This window comes from Spirochaeta dissipatitropha, from assembly GCF_054657935.1.
On record NZ_BAAHXT010000001.1, the window covers coordinates 131,828 to 148,180 of the forward strand.

Genomic DNA, 16,353 nt, shown 5'->3' on the forward strand with positions numbered 1-16,353 from the left:
AAAGCGGCATATAGCTGTTACAACACAGGCTATATGCCGCCGGTCTTCCCTCAGGTATTAAAGGTCAGCCTATTTCGAGGATTCCTTATTACCTTTCTCTGTCCCGCTTTTTGAAGCAGGTTTTTTCGCAGTTGACGGTTTAGTCACCGGTTTCGCGGCCGGTTTTTTTGCTGCAGGCTTTTTTGCCGCAGGCTTGTCGGTCTTTGCGGATGGCTTGCCTGAAGTTTTTGCCGTGCTCTTCGGGGCTGCCTTTGCAGTAGCTGAGCCGGATAACTGTTCCAGCAGTCCGCTGATGGTGTAGCCGGAATTCTGCTCGGCAGTATGCCAGCTGTTGATCACCCTGCTGAGGGTTTTCAGGTCGCCGGCACTCGGGCTGAGAGCCGTGGCATCGTTATGGTATTCATACAAACAGGCAAAATAGCCGGTGAGCAGCATGTTTTCTGTGAGGCTTTCGAAGCCTTCCTTGCGGTAATAGACAACACCTTCATAGCTGTGTACGCCGAGCAGACTGTGAGCATCTATGTCCTGAAGGATTCCTTCAAGAATTCTGACTTCCCACAGCCCGGGATCGGCTAGGGTGCAGGGCAGGTAGGGCAGCCAGCCGAGAATCACGCGTAACCGTGTTCTGACGCGGTAGGCAAGATCCTCGAAGTCGATGTCTCCTCCGAGTGCATCCTTTACGTTGCCGACTATTACACGATCCAGATCCCATTCTTCCAGCAGCAGGGCCGCAGTATCCCTGAAGGGGTGCACTGCATCCTTGCAGATTTTTTCTGTCGGTGGGATTCGCCGGGACAGTGGCAGCAGATACGCCAGTGAAAAGAGGATTGCCAGACGCTCTGCATGCGAGCTGTCGGGAATCTCGGTACCGTTGCTTATAGTCTTTTCAAGTTCCTTCTGAAGGGTTTTTGCGGCTGTTGATTTTTTCGCTCTCTCGGCTGCATACAGCAGGGATAATCCCTTCTGTAGGTCAGCACTGAGTGTTTCCCTGTCCGGAAGTGCGTATGAGCGTGAATCGAAGCCCCGTAGACTGTCCACCGCATCCGCATAACGCACAGAAAGATCATTCAGAAGATCCTGATCAACGGGTATCTCCGGACTGCTCCAGCCTCTCAGAATGGCACGGAAGGCATCATAGTGACAGGCCCAACCCATCGGCGCGTGTATCGGCTCGAGATACAGATCGCGGACAGCTCGATTGATGTCTGGCGTTCCATGTCCATTCAAGCGGTCATTCAGGCGTGCGTAGAGGGCACTGGATGTATCCTCAACCTCATGTATCTGTATGAAGACCTGGGACTGATATCCCTGCAGACTGGCGAAGAGTCCGGCATGATAGAGTTCGCTGCTCCGGCGGATGAACCACAGGCCGCTGCGTACCTCTTTCATGATAGTGAACCACTGGGATCCAACGTGAAGGCGGAGGGCATGCGGGAGATCCGTTCGCTGGTTGGGCAGTTTCCCGGCTGCAGTTTTGCGTGTGTAGGGTGCTGATCCCTTGATCCATCCCTGGGTTGATTCATATGAGTTGTTGAATAGCACAAGCGCCCGTTCTTCTCCGTATGAATTGCTGTAGGCATAGACATTCTCATTGATATGTCCATGACTCGTATAGAAATCATAGAGATGGAAGTTTTCCACTTCTGCAAAGAGATAGCGTTTACGGACCAGCGGGAAAATATCATGCTCGTGTCTGGCCACCAGTCCCTCATCCGGGACTTCATCGTGGTAGGCCTTGCTGTATTCCATGCCGTATTTCTCACTGAAGCCCTCGATCTGTCCATGACCGAACATAGGCAGTCCCGGCATGGTGATCATGAGTGTACAGACACCGAAGTATTTGTCATCGCGTCCGAATTGGGCTATAGCTGTTTCCTCATCCGGGTTGTTCATGAAATTCACGAAGCGTTTGAGAATATCCGGATCGAATTCCAGGGTGTTCTTGATGGTCTGACGGTACTTGTCGTTGTCTTCATTCTTGAGCATGTGCATGAAAGCCGAGTTATAAACCCGGTGCATGCCCAGGCTGCGGACAAAGTATCCTTCCATCATCCAGAATGCTTCAGCGAGCAGCAGGGTGTCGGGAAGTTCCTGGGCTACGCGGTCAACCACTTCGCGCCAGAACTCTTCGGGGATTCTGGCATCGAATTCCTCTCTGGTCAGTCCATGTTCTGCGCGTGAAGGAATGTCGCCGCCGCTGCCAGGGGCCGGGTACCACAGACGCTGTATATGTTTCTTGGCCAGGGTCATTGCAGCATCGAAGCGGATAATCGGAAAGTTCCTGGCGACATGCAGAATGGTCTGAATTACTGCTTCACGCACTTCAGGTTTGATGAAGTCAAGCTGTGCTGTGTCATTCCAGGGCATGTGGGTGCCGTCATTACCGTGGTAGATGTAGCGTACATCTCCGGTGTTGTTGTCTGTCCGCTTGAATACAACACTGGCGTCGCTGCGGTCAAAATAATGATCTTCAATCTGTACTGTGAGATGCGGGCTTCGGCTCAGATTCTGTCCGTTGAAGCTGTATCCGGGAAAGGGTGAGTGATCCAGCTGAACGTACCAGTCAGGATGGCTTTCAACCCAGTCTGAATCTATGCCGGTGTGATTCGGAACCATGTCGCTGGCGAGCCTGATTCCGCGCTGGGCACAGCGCTGGCGCAGATTTGCAACTGCGTCCCAGCCTCCCAGGGCATTGCTTATTTCATAGTTCAGCAGTGAATAGGCACTGGCTTCTGCTTCCGGATTTCCACAGAGCCTCTTGATTTCTTTTGATGCAGGTGAGCGCTGCCAGAGTCCTATCAGCCATAAGCCGGTTATTCCCCGCGCTGCCATCTGATCAAGTTCCTGATCCGGGATCTGGTCAAGCCTGGTGATCCTGTATCCATACCAGCGACTGAGCTGATCAAGCCAGACAAGGGTGCTTTTGGCCATCAGGACAACCCGCGGCATCCAGTCCCGGTCCATGCTGAAGCGTTCTGCTTCATCTTCGGTTCCATCTCCGAAGTGCAGAACCTCGGAGCTGCCTCCGCCGACAAAACCGCGTCCCTTCAGTTCTTCCGACAATTTATCCAGTGAGCGGAGGAGCCGCTCGAGAAGACTTCCCAGCATGGATCCCCAACGCCCACGGATGTAACTGAGCTGGTCGAAGAGTGAATCAGGGTATTTCAGAGCCGGGGCGCGGAGCATATCAATCAGATATTCATTATCCGGTCCGAATTCCGGAACCTCGGCAAAGACTTCGTGGAGCAGGTTGGTGAAACTCTGGTACGAAGTTTTATTCAATTCCTGTTCAACAGAGAAAATTTCTGCATAGTTTTTCAGTGCGGGGTTGGCCTGCTCAAGGTACACCAGCATCAATTCCTTCTGAAGCAGATCAGCGCCATTTTCCTCGGGAAAGGCTCCACGGGGAACAGAAGATAAAAATTCCTTGAGACCGATTCCCTGTCTGAAGACTGTCGATGGAGGGTGATTTTCGGCAAAAGTAAGCAGGAGCCTTTCCATAGCAGTGCTGCCGAGCCGCTGCTCGATTTCCTGCATGCAGTTTTTCAGGATCTCATCACCATACTGATCCTGGTAAAGTTCAATAAGATAGCAGTAGATTTCATCGAGCAGCGACATTGCAGTCAGCTCTCCTGCTGATACTGCCTTTTCCGGGTGCAGCGCAATGTTTCTCCGGCTGTTCATCTCATAGGCGAGCAGGGCCGGGGTACGTACCCCGCTCAGCATTGACTCCTCGCTTGAGATACCGATTCTGTTCCCGTCCGGATCGTACTCCTGCCGGAAATCTCTGTGAATATGGTAGGCTCGCAACATTAGACTGTCCTTTCGGCTCTGGGGCCGGTTAGTTCTCGGATTCTCTGGTTCAGCAGCTCGTATTCATGAAGGCTGGTTATATCTACCGGAATCCTGTAGGTCCAGTTGAAATCATTGAGGGTTCCGGGAATGTTGATACGTTCCTGTGCGGCATCTTCCAGCCTGAGTCCGGGTTCCAGGGCAAAAAGATCCTGGATCTGGAACATGCACAGCTGGGAGTTTGCTTCAAGCAGGCGTGAGTAGACCAATGCTGCTGTTTCGGCATCGAAACTTTTCGGGCAGGGATCGGTGAAGCCGAGGCTGTACCAGAATCCCTCCCTGTCTCCTTCACGCTCCCACCATTCCCTGGTGGTGCTGGTATCATGAACCGAAGGAGTGCAGACACTGAGAGCCGGGTAGTCTTCAAGGGCATAGTAGGGCTGGCCGGGGGCATCCCAGTTACGGCTCCAGCGGGGAATCCGGAGGCTCAGTATTCCAAGCTCTCCCAGCACGTTCGGAACACAGTCAGGAATTGCGCCGAGATCCTCCGCACAGGTGAGCATCCGGACACTGTTACTCATAAAGCTCAGCAGCCGGCGGCCGGTCTCTTCCCAGAGGGCTTCCGATCGATTGGCGTGGCTCGAAACAAGGTGCTCCATGGCATTCTTTTCGTGGTCAGACAGCAGCTGATACCGTGAGCATTCACGGAAAGTCCAGGATGGTGAATAGACCCCGTCAGCAACTTCGATCAATGCCCGGTCCTTGAACCAGTCACGTAGAATCTGCTTCTGTTCAGGGCTGATCTGCATAGAATCAAAGACCTTTTCTCCGTGAATCTTACTGCTGAAGGTAAACAGATCCTGGTCGAAGATTCGGGTGAATATAGTAGTGATTATGTCTTCTGCTGATTCTCCGAATGCTTCCCTGATCTGGTCACCGGTAATGTGCGGCTCTGCAAGCCAGCGGATTCTGGCATTGTCCAGGCCGTGATGTCTCAGTTCCTCCTGTGCAATAAAGGCAGAGGGATAGAAATACCCGAGTGTTCCGAGCCGGTTGGCCTCTGGAATCGCCCAGATCCGGAAAAAACCGAGAACATGATCAATTCTGTAGGCATGATAGAATTTTTCGGCTTGCTGCAGCCTGTCTTTCCACCAGCTGTAATCCTGTTCTGCAAGTGTGTCCCAGTCATAGATCGGGAAGCCCCAGTTCTGCCCGTCTGCAGAAAACATGTCCGGTGGTGCACCGGCACGAAGGCGGGTAATGAAGATGTCAGGATGGGCCCAAACATCGGCGCTGTCCTCGTTCATGAGGATAGGAAGATCTCCCTTGAGAAATACATCCATCTCATCCAGTCGATTGACTGCTGCTGTCATCTGCTGTTCAAGACGCATCTGTAACCATGCCTGATACATGTGTTCGTTAAGCAGATTTTTCTGGTTCCATCGCTTTTTTATGTCTTTTGGTTCAGGGTGCTGCAGGGATTTCCATTCAATCCAGCCACGTTCCTCGTTCTGTGATTTCAGTACCCGGAAGACTGCATATTCCCGCACCCATGAGTTGTTCTCAATCCATTCTGCAAGCTCGCCGGAAGGAATAATACGCTCTGAATGCTCATCAAAAATCCTGCGGGCAAGTTTCTGCTTGATCGTCAGGGTTCCTTCGTAATCCATGCGTTCACTGGAGTTCAGACTCTTTTTTGAACGGGAAATAGAAGCCTTGATTTTTTTTGAAAGCTCTTTGTCCGTTTCAAGCTCCGGTAGATCCTGTATTCGCAGATAAATGGGGTGCAGTGCAAAGGCACTCAGTGCGAAATAAGGTGAGCTCTGTGAGCCGGTGTCGTTGATCGGCAGCAACTGGATTACTTCAAGTCCTGCGGACTTGCTCCATTCTGCCAGGGCAGGCAGATCTGCGAATTCTCCGCATCCGAGACTGTCCGGGCTTCGCAGTGCCGAAACGGGCACTGCTATACCGGTTAAATAGTGTGTAAAGCCGGGAAATTTCATGTTGTACAGCTCCTCCTTCTGTGTATACTCCATTATAGGTGCATAGGAGGCGTATTGAAAAGGTTAACCCAGGTGATTCAGCATAGATTCTATCGCATGCAGCTCCGCTTCAGTAACGCGGTGCTCTTTTCCGGGAAATGTATGCATGTCAATTCTGCAGTCAAGCAGTTCAAGCTGGCTTTTTGTGCGGTGAACCCGACTGAGAGGTATATATGGATCCTCTTCGGCGCAGGCAAGATACACCGGTGTTCCGACAGCAGAACCGCTTGAATTCCATTCAGTTGAATCATCGCCGATCAGGCCTCCGGCCAGACAGAAGACCCCGCCAAAGCGCCGGGGATTACGGCACAGGTATTCCGCGGCCAGACAGGCGCCCTGAGAGAATCCGCCGAGAAAGATTTTTTCCTGTGTCATGCCTGCCTGCAGGAACTGGTGTACCAGACTGTCTACTACACGCAGCGCATCGTCGAGGTGGATTGCATTTTCAGCCAGGGGAGATAGAAAGCTTTCTGGATACCAGGAGTTGCCTGCAGCCTGCGGGGCGACAAAATGCAGATTGTCTACACCATCGAGATAATCCCGAAGGTGGAGTATTTCACGGGCGTTGGATCCCCGTCCATGCAGCAAAATGACTGCTCCATCTGCCTTCTGGAAGGGGACGCCTGCTGCTTCAGTAGAAAAGGGGTGATGCGGTTTGTTCATATATCCTCCTGGACGATAATAAAGTTTGGCGATATCGCATACATAGTACTATACTAAGAACAGGAGGTGCTATGTCAGCGCGAGAAGAATTAATCCAGAAGCTGAAAACCAGGCTGGATGAGTGGAACAAATCTATAGATGAGCTTGAGGCCCAGGCTGAAAAAGTCGAAGCTGATGCGAAAATCAAGCTGCAGGAACAGCTGCAGGACTTGAAGAAACAACGGGATTCTGCACGTAATGACCTCCGTGATCTTCAGTCCGCCAGTTCCGAAGCATTCGAGGATATGAAGGACGGACTGGAACAAGCATGGAAATCTATAAATGATTCTTTCAGATCAGCACTAACAAGATTTAAGGATTAATGTTATACTGACGAATATATAAAAAAGGAGAGCACATGAGTACATCAGAGCATGCCTATGTGGACATCAAGTTCGGCCCCTGCTGGAAGTATATATCTGTTACCAGAAGCTATGTTCAGAACTTCATCGCAGTCGGCCTGGCCGGCCAGGTAAAGGCGGACAAGATCGCAATGGCTGTCAGTGAGCTTCTGGAGAATGCCGTCAAGTATTCTGCTGGGGATGACACCAGGGTTCGACTGGAAGTCAAGCCGGAGGACGGGAAAATAGTTGTCGCTGTCTCAAACAAAACTGAACCGGGCCGTGAAGAAGAATTGCGCGCGATCTACAAGCGTGTCAATTCCGGTGATCCTTTACAGGTTTACATTGAAATGATGCGTGAAGCAACCGTACGAACTGACGGTAAAAGTCAGCTCGGGCTTGCGCGAATCCGGCATGAGGTGGGAGCAGACATACAGCTCGATATATCAGATGATCACGTGGTTACAGTTCGGCTGGACATCGACGTGGAAATGGAAGGTTAGGTTATGGGTAAATTAGGCGTAGATGCCGTTCAGGTTGAACGGCTGAAAATTGATGTACAGGACAGCCCTGCACAACTGACATTTATTGGTGATATTGATATGGAAGATCCGAGTACTATACTGGATCCCTTTTTCACCAAGACTCATGAGGGGATGCTTGCAAACGGACTGAAGGAAATCCAGGTCGATGTTACTTCTCTGAATTTCCTGAATTCCAGCGGAATCAAGGCCATATCCAAATGGATCATGCAGCTTGCTGCGCTTGGTGATGATCAGAAATATGTGATCAAGCTCAAGCATAATCCCGATATAACCTGGCAGGCTACCAGCCTTCCGACACTCACCTATCTTGTTCCAGGTGCAGTGGAAATAGTCTGAATAGTGAAGCCGGAATGAAACGTTCTGTTCTTTCAGCTATTACTATCAGTTTCTGGATCCTGAATCTGGCGGTGGGAATACTTCTCCCGCCGGTTTTTTTTGCTGTATTCTCCACAGCCGGTTTTGCAGTGCTTGTGTTTTTTATAATCAGGCAGCATAGCTCCTCTGTAGTGGACCAGGCAGGAAGCGGATCAAGTACAGAAACAATTGAGACCGGGGATAGTGAACTTCCTTCCAGTGAAATCGAAGAAATTGATGAGGCAGAACCTGCCGCCTTGACATCTTCCGTGAGTGAGGCTTCCGTTGCGGAAATTCTGCAACTGCTGAAAGAGCTGGAGGCAGAGGTAGAGGCATCCCGGAATACCCATTCCCCGCAACTCGTTCGGGTTCGGCATATTACCGAGGATGAGCTGCGTCCCAGACTTGGAAATTTAAAGAAAGATACCCAACAGATTCTTCAGAATGTGAACAGATCCTATGATATTTCTGACAACCTGAGCAAAACAGCATCCAATGCCTTTTCCCTGGCGGCCAAGGTCCAGAAGGGAATCGAAAACATTAATCAGAGTCTGCAGCAATCCCTGCAGAATACAGCCTTCCTCGAGGAGCAATCCAAGAAGATCAGCCGGATTCTGGACCTTATGTCAGATATCTCCTCACAGATTCAGGTGCTTTCAATGAATGCATCCATTGTTTCTGCCAGAGCCGGAATCCATGGGAAGGGATTTGAGGTAGTTGCAAAGGAAATCAGGAATCTCTCTCATGAAACGGAAAACTCGCTTCAGGAGATTTCCAGCTCGATCAAGGAAATACAGGGCACAATAAGCACCGTAAGTCTGGATACACAGCAGGCTGATCAAGCCGCTGCTGAGGAGACAAAGAGTCTTATGTCCGTTGCCGGTGCCCTGCAGGGAGTTCAGCTAGCGGTTGAGGTGGTTCATACCGTGAGCACAGAGTCAAAGGAGAAAATCCAGCAGCAGACGGATGTACTGCAGCAGATTGAGGATATGTACAATCGTCTGGATGATGAACTCAGGGACATGGATTCGGAATCTTCGGTGACCGAATCTACCGGAAATCTTGTTTCCAGAATCCGTGAATTACTGGATGGTCATGTGCAATGAGGATAATGTAAGAAATAAAGAGGAGGCTGAGGATGTATAGGTTTGTTGAACTGGCACTACTTTCATACCCGATTGTACTGCTGGCAGTACTACCGCTGTGGCTGGAGATTCGCAGGAGGGAGGAATTCGGCAAGCGCCCGAAACTTCTACGGAATTCTGTTTTGTGTATGGGTGCAGCCGGGCTTCTGAGCCTCGTAGCGTACCTGGAACTGCTGCCGAAGACCGGGAACTGGTTCATTTTTCTGTCCGGTGCCTCAGCTGCTCTGTATGCCTGTTCCGTAATTCTGCTTGAGTACTCGATCCATTTTCAGCGTATACGTGACTCGTTCTTCGAAGAGGAAACCTCGAATCAATTCAGGAAACTCTTTCCGCCGGCAATGATTATTCTGGCAGCAGTGCTGCTTGCCGTTGTTCTGGAAGGCCTGCATCTGCTCTTCGGAATGGATCAGTTTGTGCCTACAGGCTTGATTGCTGCGGCGCTGCTCCTGGGATTATTCTGGTTTGCTATGTTGGCATACCTGGAGCTGTTCCAGTTTCAGGCCGGCGTAATTCGACGGAAGACATTTACCATTACAGCTGTCGGTACGGTTTCGCTGCTGGCGGTATTTGCGGCAGTGGCTATGGGGCGCCAGCATTTCTTCGTGTGGTTTGTGATTATACATGTAGTGTATCTATACCGCGTATTCCAGGAGTACTTCTTCGCACGCTTTATTCACCTCAATGATCTGTTCAGCAAGCTTCAGGATACTATTCGGGTACGTAATGAACTCGTAGACAGGATAATCCATACTCCGGTACACCAGGATCATACTGTGGTAGAAAGCATGTTTCAGTCTGCGGTTGAACAGACCCAGAGGGAAGCAACTCTTCCTCAGTACAGCATTACCGGAGCCGCCGTGTACCGCCGGATTGGCGATGATCTGGTCTGCGAGTCCGATGATTATACCTATGGCTACTGCATCCCGCTGTATGAAATCGACACCATACGGAAGCTCAACAGGGAACAGCTGGTAAACAAGATACGGGATCAGAAATTCAATCTACGCAAACTGAAAACCCAGTCAGAGGATTCCAGCAAACAGTTCGGTATGAGCTATATGCGGAGTTTGGTGGAGACCAGGGAGCCGGTCAAGATCTATGATATACCTGCCTGTTTCCAGGGCCTGGTCAGTTTTATTGCCGTTTACCCCGTGGTTGACCGTGAGAACATAACCGGCTGTGTAATGGTTTTCAAGGACAGTTTTCATGATTTATTCCCCCAGGAAGACCGGAACCTCCGCACATTTGCCAACAACCTGAGTACTATTTTTAATATTATTGATGGTAAGCAGAAACAGGAAGAGCGGAACCGTTTACAGGGTGAAATGGAAATTGCCAAGAATATTCAGACATCTATTGTACCGAAGGAATTCTCGATTCCCGGTTACCGCATTGCGGCGTCCATGGAGACTGCCACCGAAGTCGGTGGGGATGTATATGACTGGATCCCCACTGAAGAAGGGAATTATCTGGCGATCGGAGATGTTTCCGGTCATGGACTTCCCTCAGGTATTATGACGCTGATTCAGATGGCTTCACTGCATGGAGCAGTCAGGGCTGCAAGCACGCTCAAGAAACAGCTTCCGGTAGATTCGCTCTATAATATTGTCAATCAGGTGCTCTGTACCATTAACCGCGATCGGATTGGCAGCGATAAATTCATGACCGGCAATTATCTCTTCCAGAAAGATGGAAAGATCGAGCATGCAGGTGCTCATGAGATAGCACTGCTGTATTCTGCAAAGAGTAAAAAGGTTAATGAAATACGTGGAATGGTACAGAGGACAGGATATCTCGGAATTTCCGAGCATGTGGATGCCTCCAGTTCAACCGGTGCGGTCGACATGAGTGACGGTGACGTCCTGCTTCTGTATACCGACGGTATTATCGAAGCGATGGACAGTAAAAACGAGCAGTTCGGCATACCAAGAATGTCCGAAGTTCTACTGAACAATTGTGACGCAGAACCTGAAGTGATCGTGGAAGCCTTGAGAGAGGCGGTCCGTAATTTTGCCTTGAATGGCGATCTTGCAAAGCACGATAATCATTTCTCGGATGATATTACACTTATGGTGGTCAAGAAGACCAGCTGATCAACTGATTTGCCGACCAGGTATAAAAATGAGGCGCTCCTTCCTGAGTAGTCAGAAAAGAGCGCCTTATTTTTTATTTTTTAGTGTTGTTTTGAGTTGAATTATGATAAAGAAGGTATCTATGTAACAGTCATGGTGCCCTTTTGGGACTGCTCGAGATGCCTTTCTCAGACTTGAGAATTAAAGCCGCAAAATTCTTCTTTTTAATTGTATTCACGTCTATTTTATGAGTATAATTTAGTTAAGAAAAAAATTACTGTAAGGGAGTGACGAATGAAATATCAGGACAAAATTGATCGTGTTATAGATACAGCGGTCGATCAGAAAAGAATCAATTCTGATTCAAAAGGTAAAATCGAATTCGCAAAATCTGTTTTTATCGATTTGCTTAATAAAACAGATGGCCTAAGCCTTGCACAGATCAAGGATAAAGCAGTCTCCGGCAAGATCGGCCGCACCGAGGTTACCGACGAAATGCTGAAGGTACTGCTTCAACTCCGGGAAACAATAGATGCTAACCCGGAACTCAGAAAATCCAGAAGAAAACGGACACGGAACACCAGTGAGATTCTCAAACAGCGGAAAGCTGAAATTGACAGTCTGTATGCAGCTCTTCTGGCAGACGCTCCGGCCCAGATCAAGGTAGGTGGCAAGAAATGCGAGGCCAGGGTCGAGATGAGAGTTATGTATGAGGAGAACGGCAAGCTCAGAATCAGGACTATTCCGGCAGCCTTGCATCACATACAGGTTCAGAAGTAATGGATCTCGAGGTTTTGAGGGAAGATGGTCCATTTGGTTCAATAGTACGGCTGCCTGATCTGACGACGGGGCTCATAGCTGAGCGACATGTGGATGTATTACTGCCACCTTCCTATGCTGACCCGGAATCGAGCGGGGAACGCTATCCTGTAATCTACATGCATGACGGACAGAATGCCTTTTTTCCTGATCTGTCATTTGCTGGTACTTCCTGGGAAATTGACCGTGCATTATCAGAACTCGGGAAGAAGGCGATTGTTGTCGCTGTCTGGAATTCCGGTCCTCAACGCCGTCGTGACTACATGCCGAACGCCGCCTTGATTGATGAAGAAGAGCGTCAGTTGTTCGTGCTGGAAAATGGCGGAGCGCCCTTATCCGATGCCTATCTCGACTGGCTGGTAAGCGCTCTCAAGCCGACCATAGACTCGAGCTTCCGTAGCCTCTCTGACAGGGACAATACTTTCATATTGGGTTCAAGCATGGGAGGCCTGATCTCCCTGTATGCTCTCTGTCAGTACCCGCAAATCTTTGCAGCTGCAGCCTGCATTTCAACACACTGGCCAATCGGCGGTGGCTGCATGCTGGAGTATATGCATCATTTTCTTCCGGACCCTGGTGCGCACCGTCTGTATTTCGACCATGGCACTCTGGATCTCGATCAGGAATATGCCGAGTATCAGATGCAGGCCGACGAAATACTCGTCGACCGGGGTTACCGCAGCGGAGAGGACTGGGTTACGCGTATCTTCAAGGGAACCGGTCATGACGAGCAGGCATGGCAGAACCGCGTTGGAATCCCCCTGGGGTTCATGCTGAAAGCATGATTCCTAATTGAATAGCTGCAGAACTGCAGTCCCGTATGCAGGCAGCTCAAGCTGCATTCTGCCTTCCCTTATTTCTATGCAGCCTTCATCCTGAAGAAGGCTGCGTGCCATGCTGCCGGGAACGCCGGTAATTTCCATTTCAACTTTATCTCCGGAAGCATTGAAGGCGGCCACGGCTGCCGAGTTCTGTCCTGGCGAATCTGAATCCTTGATTCTGAGAAAGGCCATGGCCTGGTGACTCACGTGCAGTTCCCTGTAGGCACCGCTCTCAAGGGCCGGACAGACCTTGCGGGCAGCGCTTAACTCGCGTATGAAATTCCGGAGATTTATTCCTTTATCCGGAACCTTTAATGAGTTGATATCCGGAAGATCTGACCAGGCTGGGCGCAGGGGCGAATCGTCTCCGTTTGTTTTTATTCCTCCCGCTGCAAGTTCTCCACCATAATAGATTGCGGGGCTTCCGGGCATGGTCATCAGCATACCGTATAGAGGATATAGATGTGCCTGTGTGTTGAGCAGGGATGCTGCTCGATCAACGTCATGGTTCTCGACAAATGAGTAGAGATGATACCCTTTGCTGATTCCTTCTGTACCGAACTGACGTTTCAGTGAGTAGGCAATCTCGAAATAGTTGGCATCGTTCAGCGAAGACCACAAGCCCTTGTAGCATTCGTAGTTAGTAACCGAGTCGAGCATGTCAGCACCCAGATATTCCGCGTAGTTACCGTGAATGACTTCACCAAGTAAATAGAAATCCTTTTTCTTCTGGTTTACATGCATACGTAGATCCCTCAGAAACCAGTCGGGGAGACAATATGCCACATCCAGCCGTAATCCATCTATGCCCAGGACATCAATCATCCAGTCGACAGCCTGGAACAGATGCTCTCGAAGCGGGGCATGATGCAGGTTCAGTGTTACCAGATCGAAGTGTCCTTCCCAGCCCTTGTAGCTGAAGGGATCTCCATAGGGGCTTTTTTCAGAGAAGTCCACATCGCAGAACCAGTCTCTGTACTGTGATTCAGATCCTTCCTCCAGCAGCTTTTTGAATGCCCAGAAGTCTCTCCCGACATGGTTGAAAACCCCATCCAGTACGATTCGGATACCAGCCGCGTGCAGTGAGTCTGCAAGACGGATAAAATCACTCTCGGTACCAAGCCTGGGATCGATACGAAAATAATCTGCAGTATCATAGCCATGTTTACTGCTTGCAAAAACAGGACCGAGATAGACCGCTTCACAGCCGAGGTCCTTGATATGAGGAACCTGATCGATGATTTTCTGCAGGCCTTCCGATCCACAGAATCCGAGGGGGTAGATATGGTAAAAAACGGCACCATCGTGCCATGTCTCTGTCTTTGGTGTGTCTGTCATGAATATATCCCGTGTGAAAATTGGTGCATAATCTGATGCGGCAGCTCGTCCTGCATCTGCAGGTCGCCATTGAGTATCAGTTCTGCGTATGCGAAGATTACTGCCAGGAAGCTGAGAGCATAGGCCTTGTGTCGGCCCTTCATGTTTCCGTGCTGTGCTGATGCTTTCTCAAATAGTCGTTCAAACGCGGTCCTCAGTTCAGCAAGCAGGCTGTCCGCTGCCCGGCGGCTCTCACTGCTCCGTGCAGCATACTGCAATGTTAGTATAAGCTGCAGAGATTCCGGATCTGAGGCTGCCAGTTCAAGAACTGCCCGGATGATCCTGCTGAGAGTTCCGGGTAGATCACCTTCGTAGGCGAGGGCTGGCTGTAGCTCCGAGCTCCATCTTGCGTGGATGTCCTGGATAACAGCATCCAGCAGGCCCCGCTTGTTTCCGAAATAATGGTAGAGGGTTGGTTTGCTTATCCCCGCTGTACTGCATAGCAGCTGAACACCGACGGCGTCATAGCCCTGGTCGGTGAATAAACGAAGAGCCTCGTGCATGATTCTCCGGCGGTTATCCTGTTCGTATGTCGGTTCCTGAAGCATGCCCTCACTATACCGATCGGTATAGTGAGGGTCAAGGGTGCTGTGCTGGGTTACAGAAGATTTTGGTCAGCAGAGTTCCTCACTGATTTTCCACAGCTCTGCTGCCAGGATATCGTTACGTGAGGCGCGGCTAGGAATTACCGGTTTTTCCCTGGCATAATACAGGCCGGAGCTGATCTTATCGGTATCTGCAAGATGGACAGAAGTGGCTGCGCCTCGCTCCGGGCTGCCGGCAAACAGAGCTGCTATGGTCTGAAAAACAAGGGCAGAAAATTTCTTTTTATTCTGGATACCGCCGAAGTTGGTCCTGATAAAACCCGGGTGAAGCGCGGCCGTGGAAACATTGCTGCCTTTCGTGCGCCGCGCGAGCTCTCTGGTGAAAAGGATGTTCGCCAGTTTGCTGTTGCAGTATACCGGGAAACCTCGGTACCGCAGGGGATTCAGCAGTGCGCGGAGATCCTCGGGTTTCTCTATCTTGCTGAAGCGATGTGCATCGGACGAGACATTAATTATTCGAGCTTCCGGAGCTTTCTTGAGGAGATCCATGATTCCGGTGCTTAGACGGAAGGGACCGAGATGATTCAGTGCAAAAGTATATTCTATTCCGTCTTCGCTGGTACGGCGGTCGTAGATCATCGCCCCGGCGTTATTGATCAGAATATCTATGCTTTTATAGGCACCATGCAGGTTTGCGATTAATTCCTCGGTTGAGCGCTTGCTGCTGAGGTCGGCCAGAAGCAGGGTCAGATCGGCATCGGGATCCTCTGACTGAATAGCATCCAGAGCAGCCTTACCCCGTTCCTGGCTGCGGCAAACCATAATAACTTCTGCACCGAATGCTGCAAGTTTTCTGGCTGTTTCAAATCCTATGCCGGAATTGGCTCCGGTAATAATAATTTTTTTCCCTGTTGCAAAAGACATGCAGCCCCCTGTCCAGAATGTATTGCAGATTGGACAAAGGGGCAATAAGTCATGAAGGGATGATTCTGAAGCCTCAGTCCGTTTCCAGTTGTCTGACTACGATTTCACCGGTCGAACATTGCAGGCTCAGCTGATATGGGCCGTTGGAAGTTACGGCTTGAATGTTTGTGCTTCCGGTCTGGATTGAGGTCTGGATACTGGCATTCAGCTCCCGGTGCAGGTGCACATGCAGCTTGCCTGTAGAAACAGAAAGCTGGCTGTTGCTGCTGAGCGAACGGATTTCTGCATCTATATCTCCGGTTTGTACTTTCATATTCCCGGTAAGGGCTGTATCCATGACCCGGATTTTTCCGGTCGTGACCTGTATGTCTCTGGCAGATACCAGGTCACGGATGTCTGCATTTCCGGTGATTATACGTAAGCTATCAAGCTGCAGACCACCTCTCAGAACTACATTTCCGGTGTCGTTTTTAATGATCAGTCTGGTGTTTTCCGGCACGCGTATTTCATAGTGCACCTGCATGTTGCCATAGTCACCTGAATGGAACATGGTGGTAATGTGCAGTTCCTTTTCTCCGCTATGGTGATCGATCGGGCTACCTTCAAGAATGGATATGGCCTCAAGACCTTCTCTGGTGTATGAGGATTTCAATCCGCTCACAGTAATAAAGGCATCGTCCGTTTGCCGCACTGTTACCGAACCGCTTATGTTCTGGATAGAAACAAGCTGATAATCTTCTGCAGTGTACAGCCTGGAAAAGCTGTCTTCATAATCCATTGGAAGCATTACGCAGCTGCTGAACAGAACTGCTAATACAGACAGTAATATAATAGTTGTTTTTTTCATGGGATTCTCCTGACAGATTAAACACCT

The 16,353-nt window shown here is 50.1% G+C and carries 14 protein-coding genes; 7 read left to right on the forward strand and 7 right to left on the reverse strand.

The annotated features are described in order from the left end of the window. Positions 1-69: 69 nt before the first annotated feature. The 3 genes from ACYQ2L_RS00610 to ACYQ2L_RS00620 all read right to left on the reverse strand — a co-directional run bounded on the left by ACYQ2L_RS00610 (position 70) and on the right by ACYQ2L_RS00620 (position 6,497). Complete coding sequence (locus tag ACYQ2L_RS00610) at positions 70-3,813, reverse strand: alpha-amylase family glycosyl hydrolase (RefSeq protein WP_460049945.1); 3,744 nt, start codon at positions 3,811-3,813, stop codon at positions 70-72. Next, positions 3,813-5,795 carry a 4-alpha-glucanotransferase gene (locus ACYQ2L_RS00615; protein ID WP_460049947.1) on the reverse strand — a complete coding sequence of 661 codons (1,983 nt, stop codon included), beginning with the start codon at positions 5,793-5,795 and terminating at the stop codon, positions 3,813-3,815. Before ACYQ2L_RS00615 ends, ACYQ2L_RS00610 begins: the two co-directional genes overlap by 1 nt. A gap of 63 nt (positions 5,796-5,858) precedes the next feature. After that, a complete protein-coding gene (locus ACYQ2L_RS00620; RefSeq protein ID WP_460049949.1) occupies positions 5,859-6,497 on the reverse strand; it encodes an alpha/beta hydrolase in 639 nt (212 codons plus the stop codon). Between the two features lie 71 nt (positions 6,498-6,568). On the opposite strand from ACYQ2L_RS00620, the gene ACYQ2L_RS00625 reads away from it, so the two are divergent. The 7 genes from ACYQ2L_RS00625 to ACYQ2L_RS00655 all read left to right on the forward strand — a co-directional run bounded on the left by ACYQ2L_RS00625 (position 6,569) and on the right by ACYQ2L_RS00655 (position 12,597). Beyond that, the gene (locus ACYQ2L_RS00625; protein WP_460049951.1) at positions 6,569-6,859 is read left to right on the forward strand and encodes a sll1863 family stress response protein; all 291 of its coding nucleotides are present in this window, start codon (positions 6,569-6,571) and stop codon (positions 6,857-6,859) included. Between the two features lie 35 nt (positions 6,860-6,894). Beyond that, positions 6,895-7,380 carry an ATP-binding protein gene (locus ACYQ2L_RS00630; protein WP_460049953.1) on the forward strand — a complete coding sequence of 162 codons (486 nt, stop codon included), beginning with the start codon at positions 6,895-6,897 and terminating at the stop codon, positions 7,378-7,380. Between the two features lie 3 nt (positions 7,381-7,383). Continuing rightward, complete coding sequence (locus tag ACYQ2L_RS00635; protein WP_460049955.1) at positions 7,384-7,758, forward strand: hypothetical protein; 375 nt, start codon at positions 7,384-7,386, stop codon at positions 7,756-7,758. Between the two features lie 14 nt (positions 7,759-7,772). Further along, positions 7,773-8,882, forward strand: a complete 1,110-nt coding sequence (locus tag ACYQ2L_RS00640) for a methyl-accepting chemotaxis protein (protein ID WP_460049957.1) — start codon at positions 7,773-7,775, stop codon at positions 8,880-8,882. Between the two features lie 32 nt (positions 8,883-8,914). Continuing rightward, the gene (locus tag ACYQ2L_RS00645; protein ID WP_460049959.1) at positions 8,915-11,014 is read left to right on the forward strand and encodes a PP2C family protein-serine/threonine phosphatase; all 2,100 of its coding nucleotides are present in this window, start codon (positions 8,915-8,917) and stop codon (positions 11,012-11,014) included. Between the two features lie 273 nt (positions 11,015-11,287). Continuing rightward, the gene (locus ACYQ2L_RS00650) at positions 11,288-11,773 is read left to right on the forward strand and encodes a hypothetical protein (protein WP_460049961.1); all 486 of its coding nucleotides are present in this window, start codon (positions 11,288-11,290) and stop codon (positions 11,771-11,773) included. Continuing rightward, positions 11,773-12,597 (forward strand): alpha/beta hydrolase, encoded by an 825-nt coding sequence (locus ACYQ2L_RS00655; protein WP_460049963.1) that lies wholly within the window; start codon positions 11,773-11,775, stop codon positions 12,595-12,597. Before ACYQ2L_RS00650 ends, ACYQ2L_RS00655 begins: the two co-directional genes overlap by 1 nt. 3 nt (positions 12,598-12,600) lie before the next feature. On the opposite strand, the gene ACYQ2L_RS00660 is transcribed toward ACYQ2L_RS00655, so the two are convergent. The 4 genes from ACYQ2L_RS00660 to ACYQ2L_RS00675 all read right to left on the reverse strand — a co-directional run bounded on the left by ACYQ2L_RS00660 (position 12,601) and on the right by ACYQ2L_RS00675 (position 16,326). Continuing rightward, positions 12,601-13,971: an alpha-amylase family glycosyl hydrolase gene (locus ACYQ2L_RS00660; protein ID WP_460049965.1), complete on the reverse strand. Its 1,371-nt coding sequence runs from the start codon at positions 13,969-13,971 to the stop codon at positions 12,601-12,603. Next, positions 13,968-14,558, reverse strand: a complete 591-nt coding sequence (locus tag ACYQ2L_RS00665; RefSeq protein ID WP_460049967.1) for a TetR/AcrR family transcriptional regulator — start codon at positions 14,556-14,558, stop codon at positions 13,968-13,970. The genes ACYQ2L_RS00660 and ACYQ2L_RS00665 overlap by 4 nt, the downstream gene beginning before the upstream one ends. Positions 14,559-14,624: 66 nt before the next feature. Continuing rightward, complete coding sequence (locus ACYQ2L_RS00670; protein ID WP_460049969.1) at positions 14,625-15,479, reverse strand: SDR family oxidoreductase; 855 nt, start codon at positions 15,477-15,479, stop codon at positions 14,625-14,627. A gap of 73 nt (positions 15,480-15,552) precedes the next feature. Continuing rightward, positions 15,553-16,326: a DUF4097 family beta strand repeat-containing protein gene (locus ACYQ2L_RS00675; RefSeq protein WP_460049971.1), complete on the reverse strand. Its 774-nt coding sequence runs from the start codon at positions 16,324-16,326 to the stop codon at positions 15,553-15,555. Positions 16,327-16,353 lie beyond the last annotated feature (27 nt).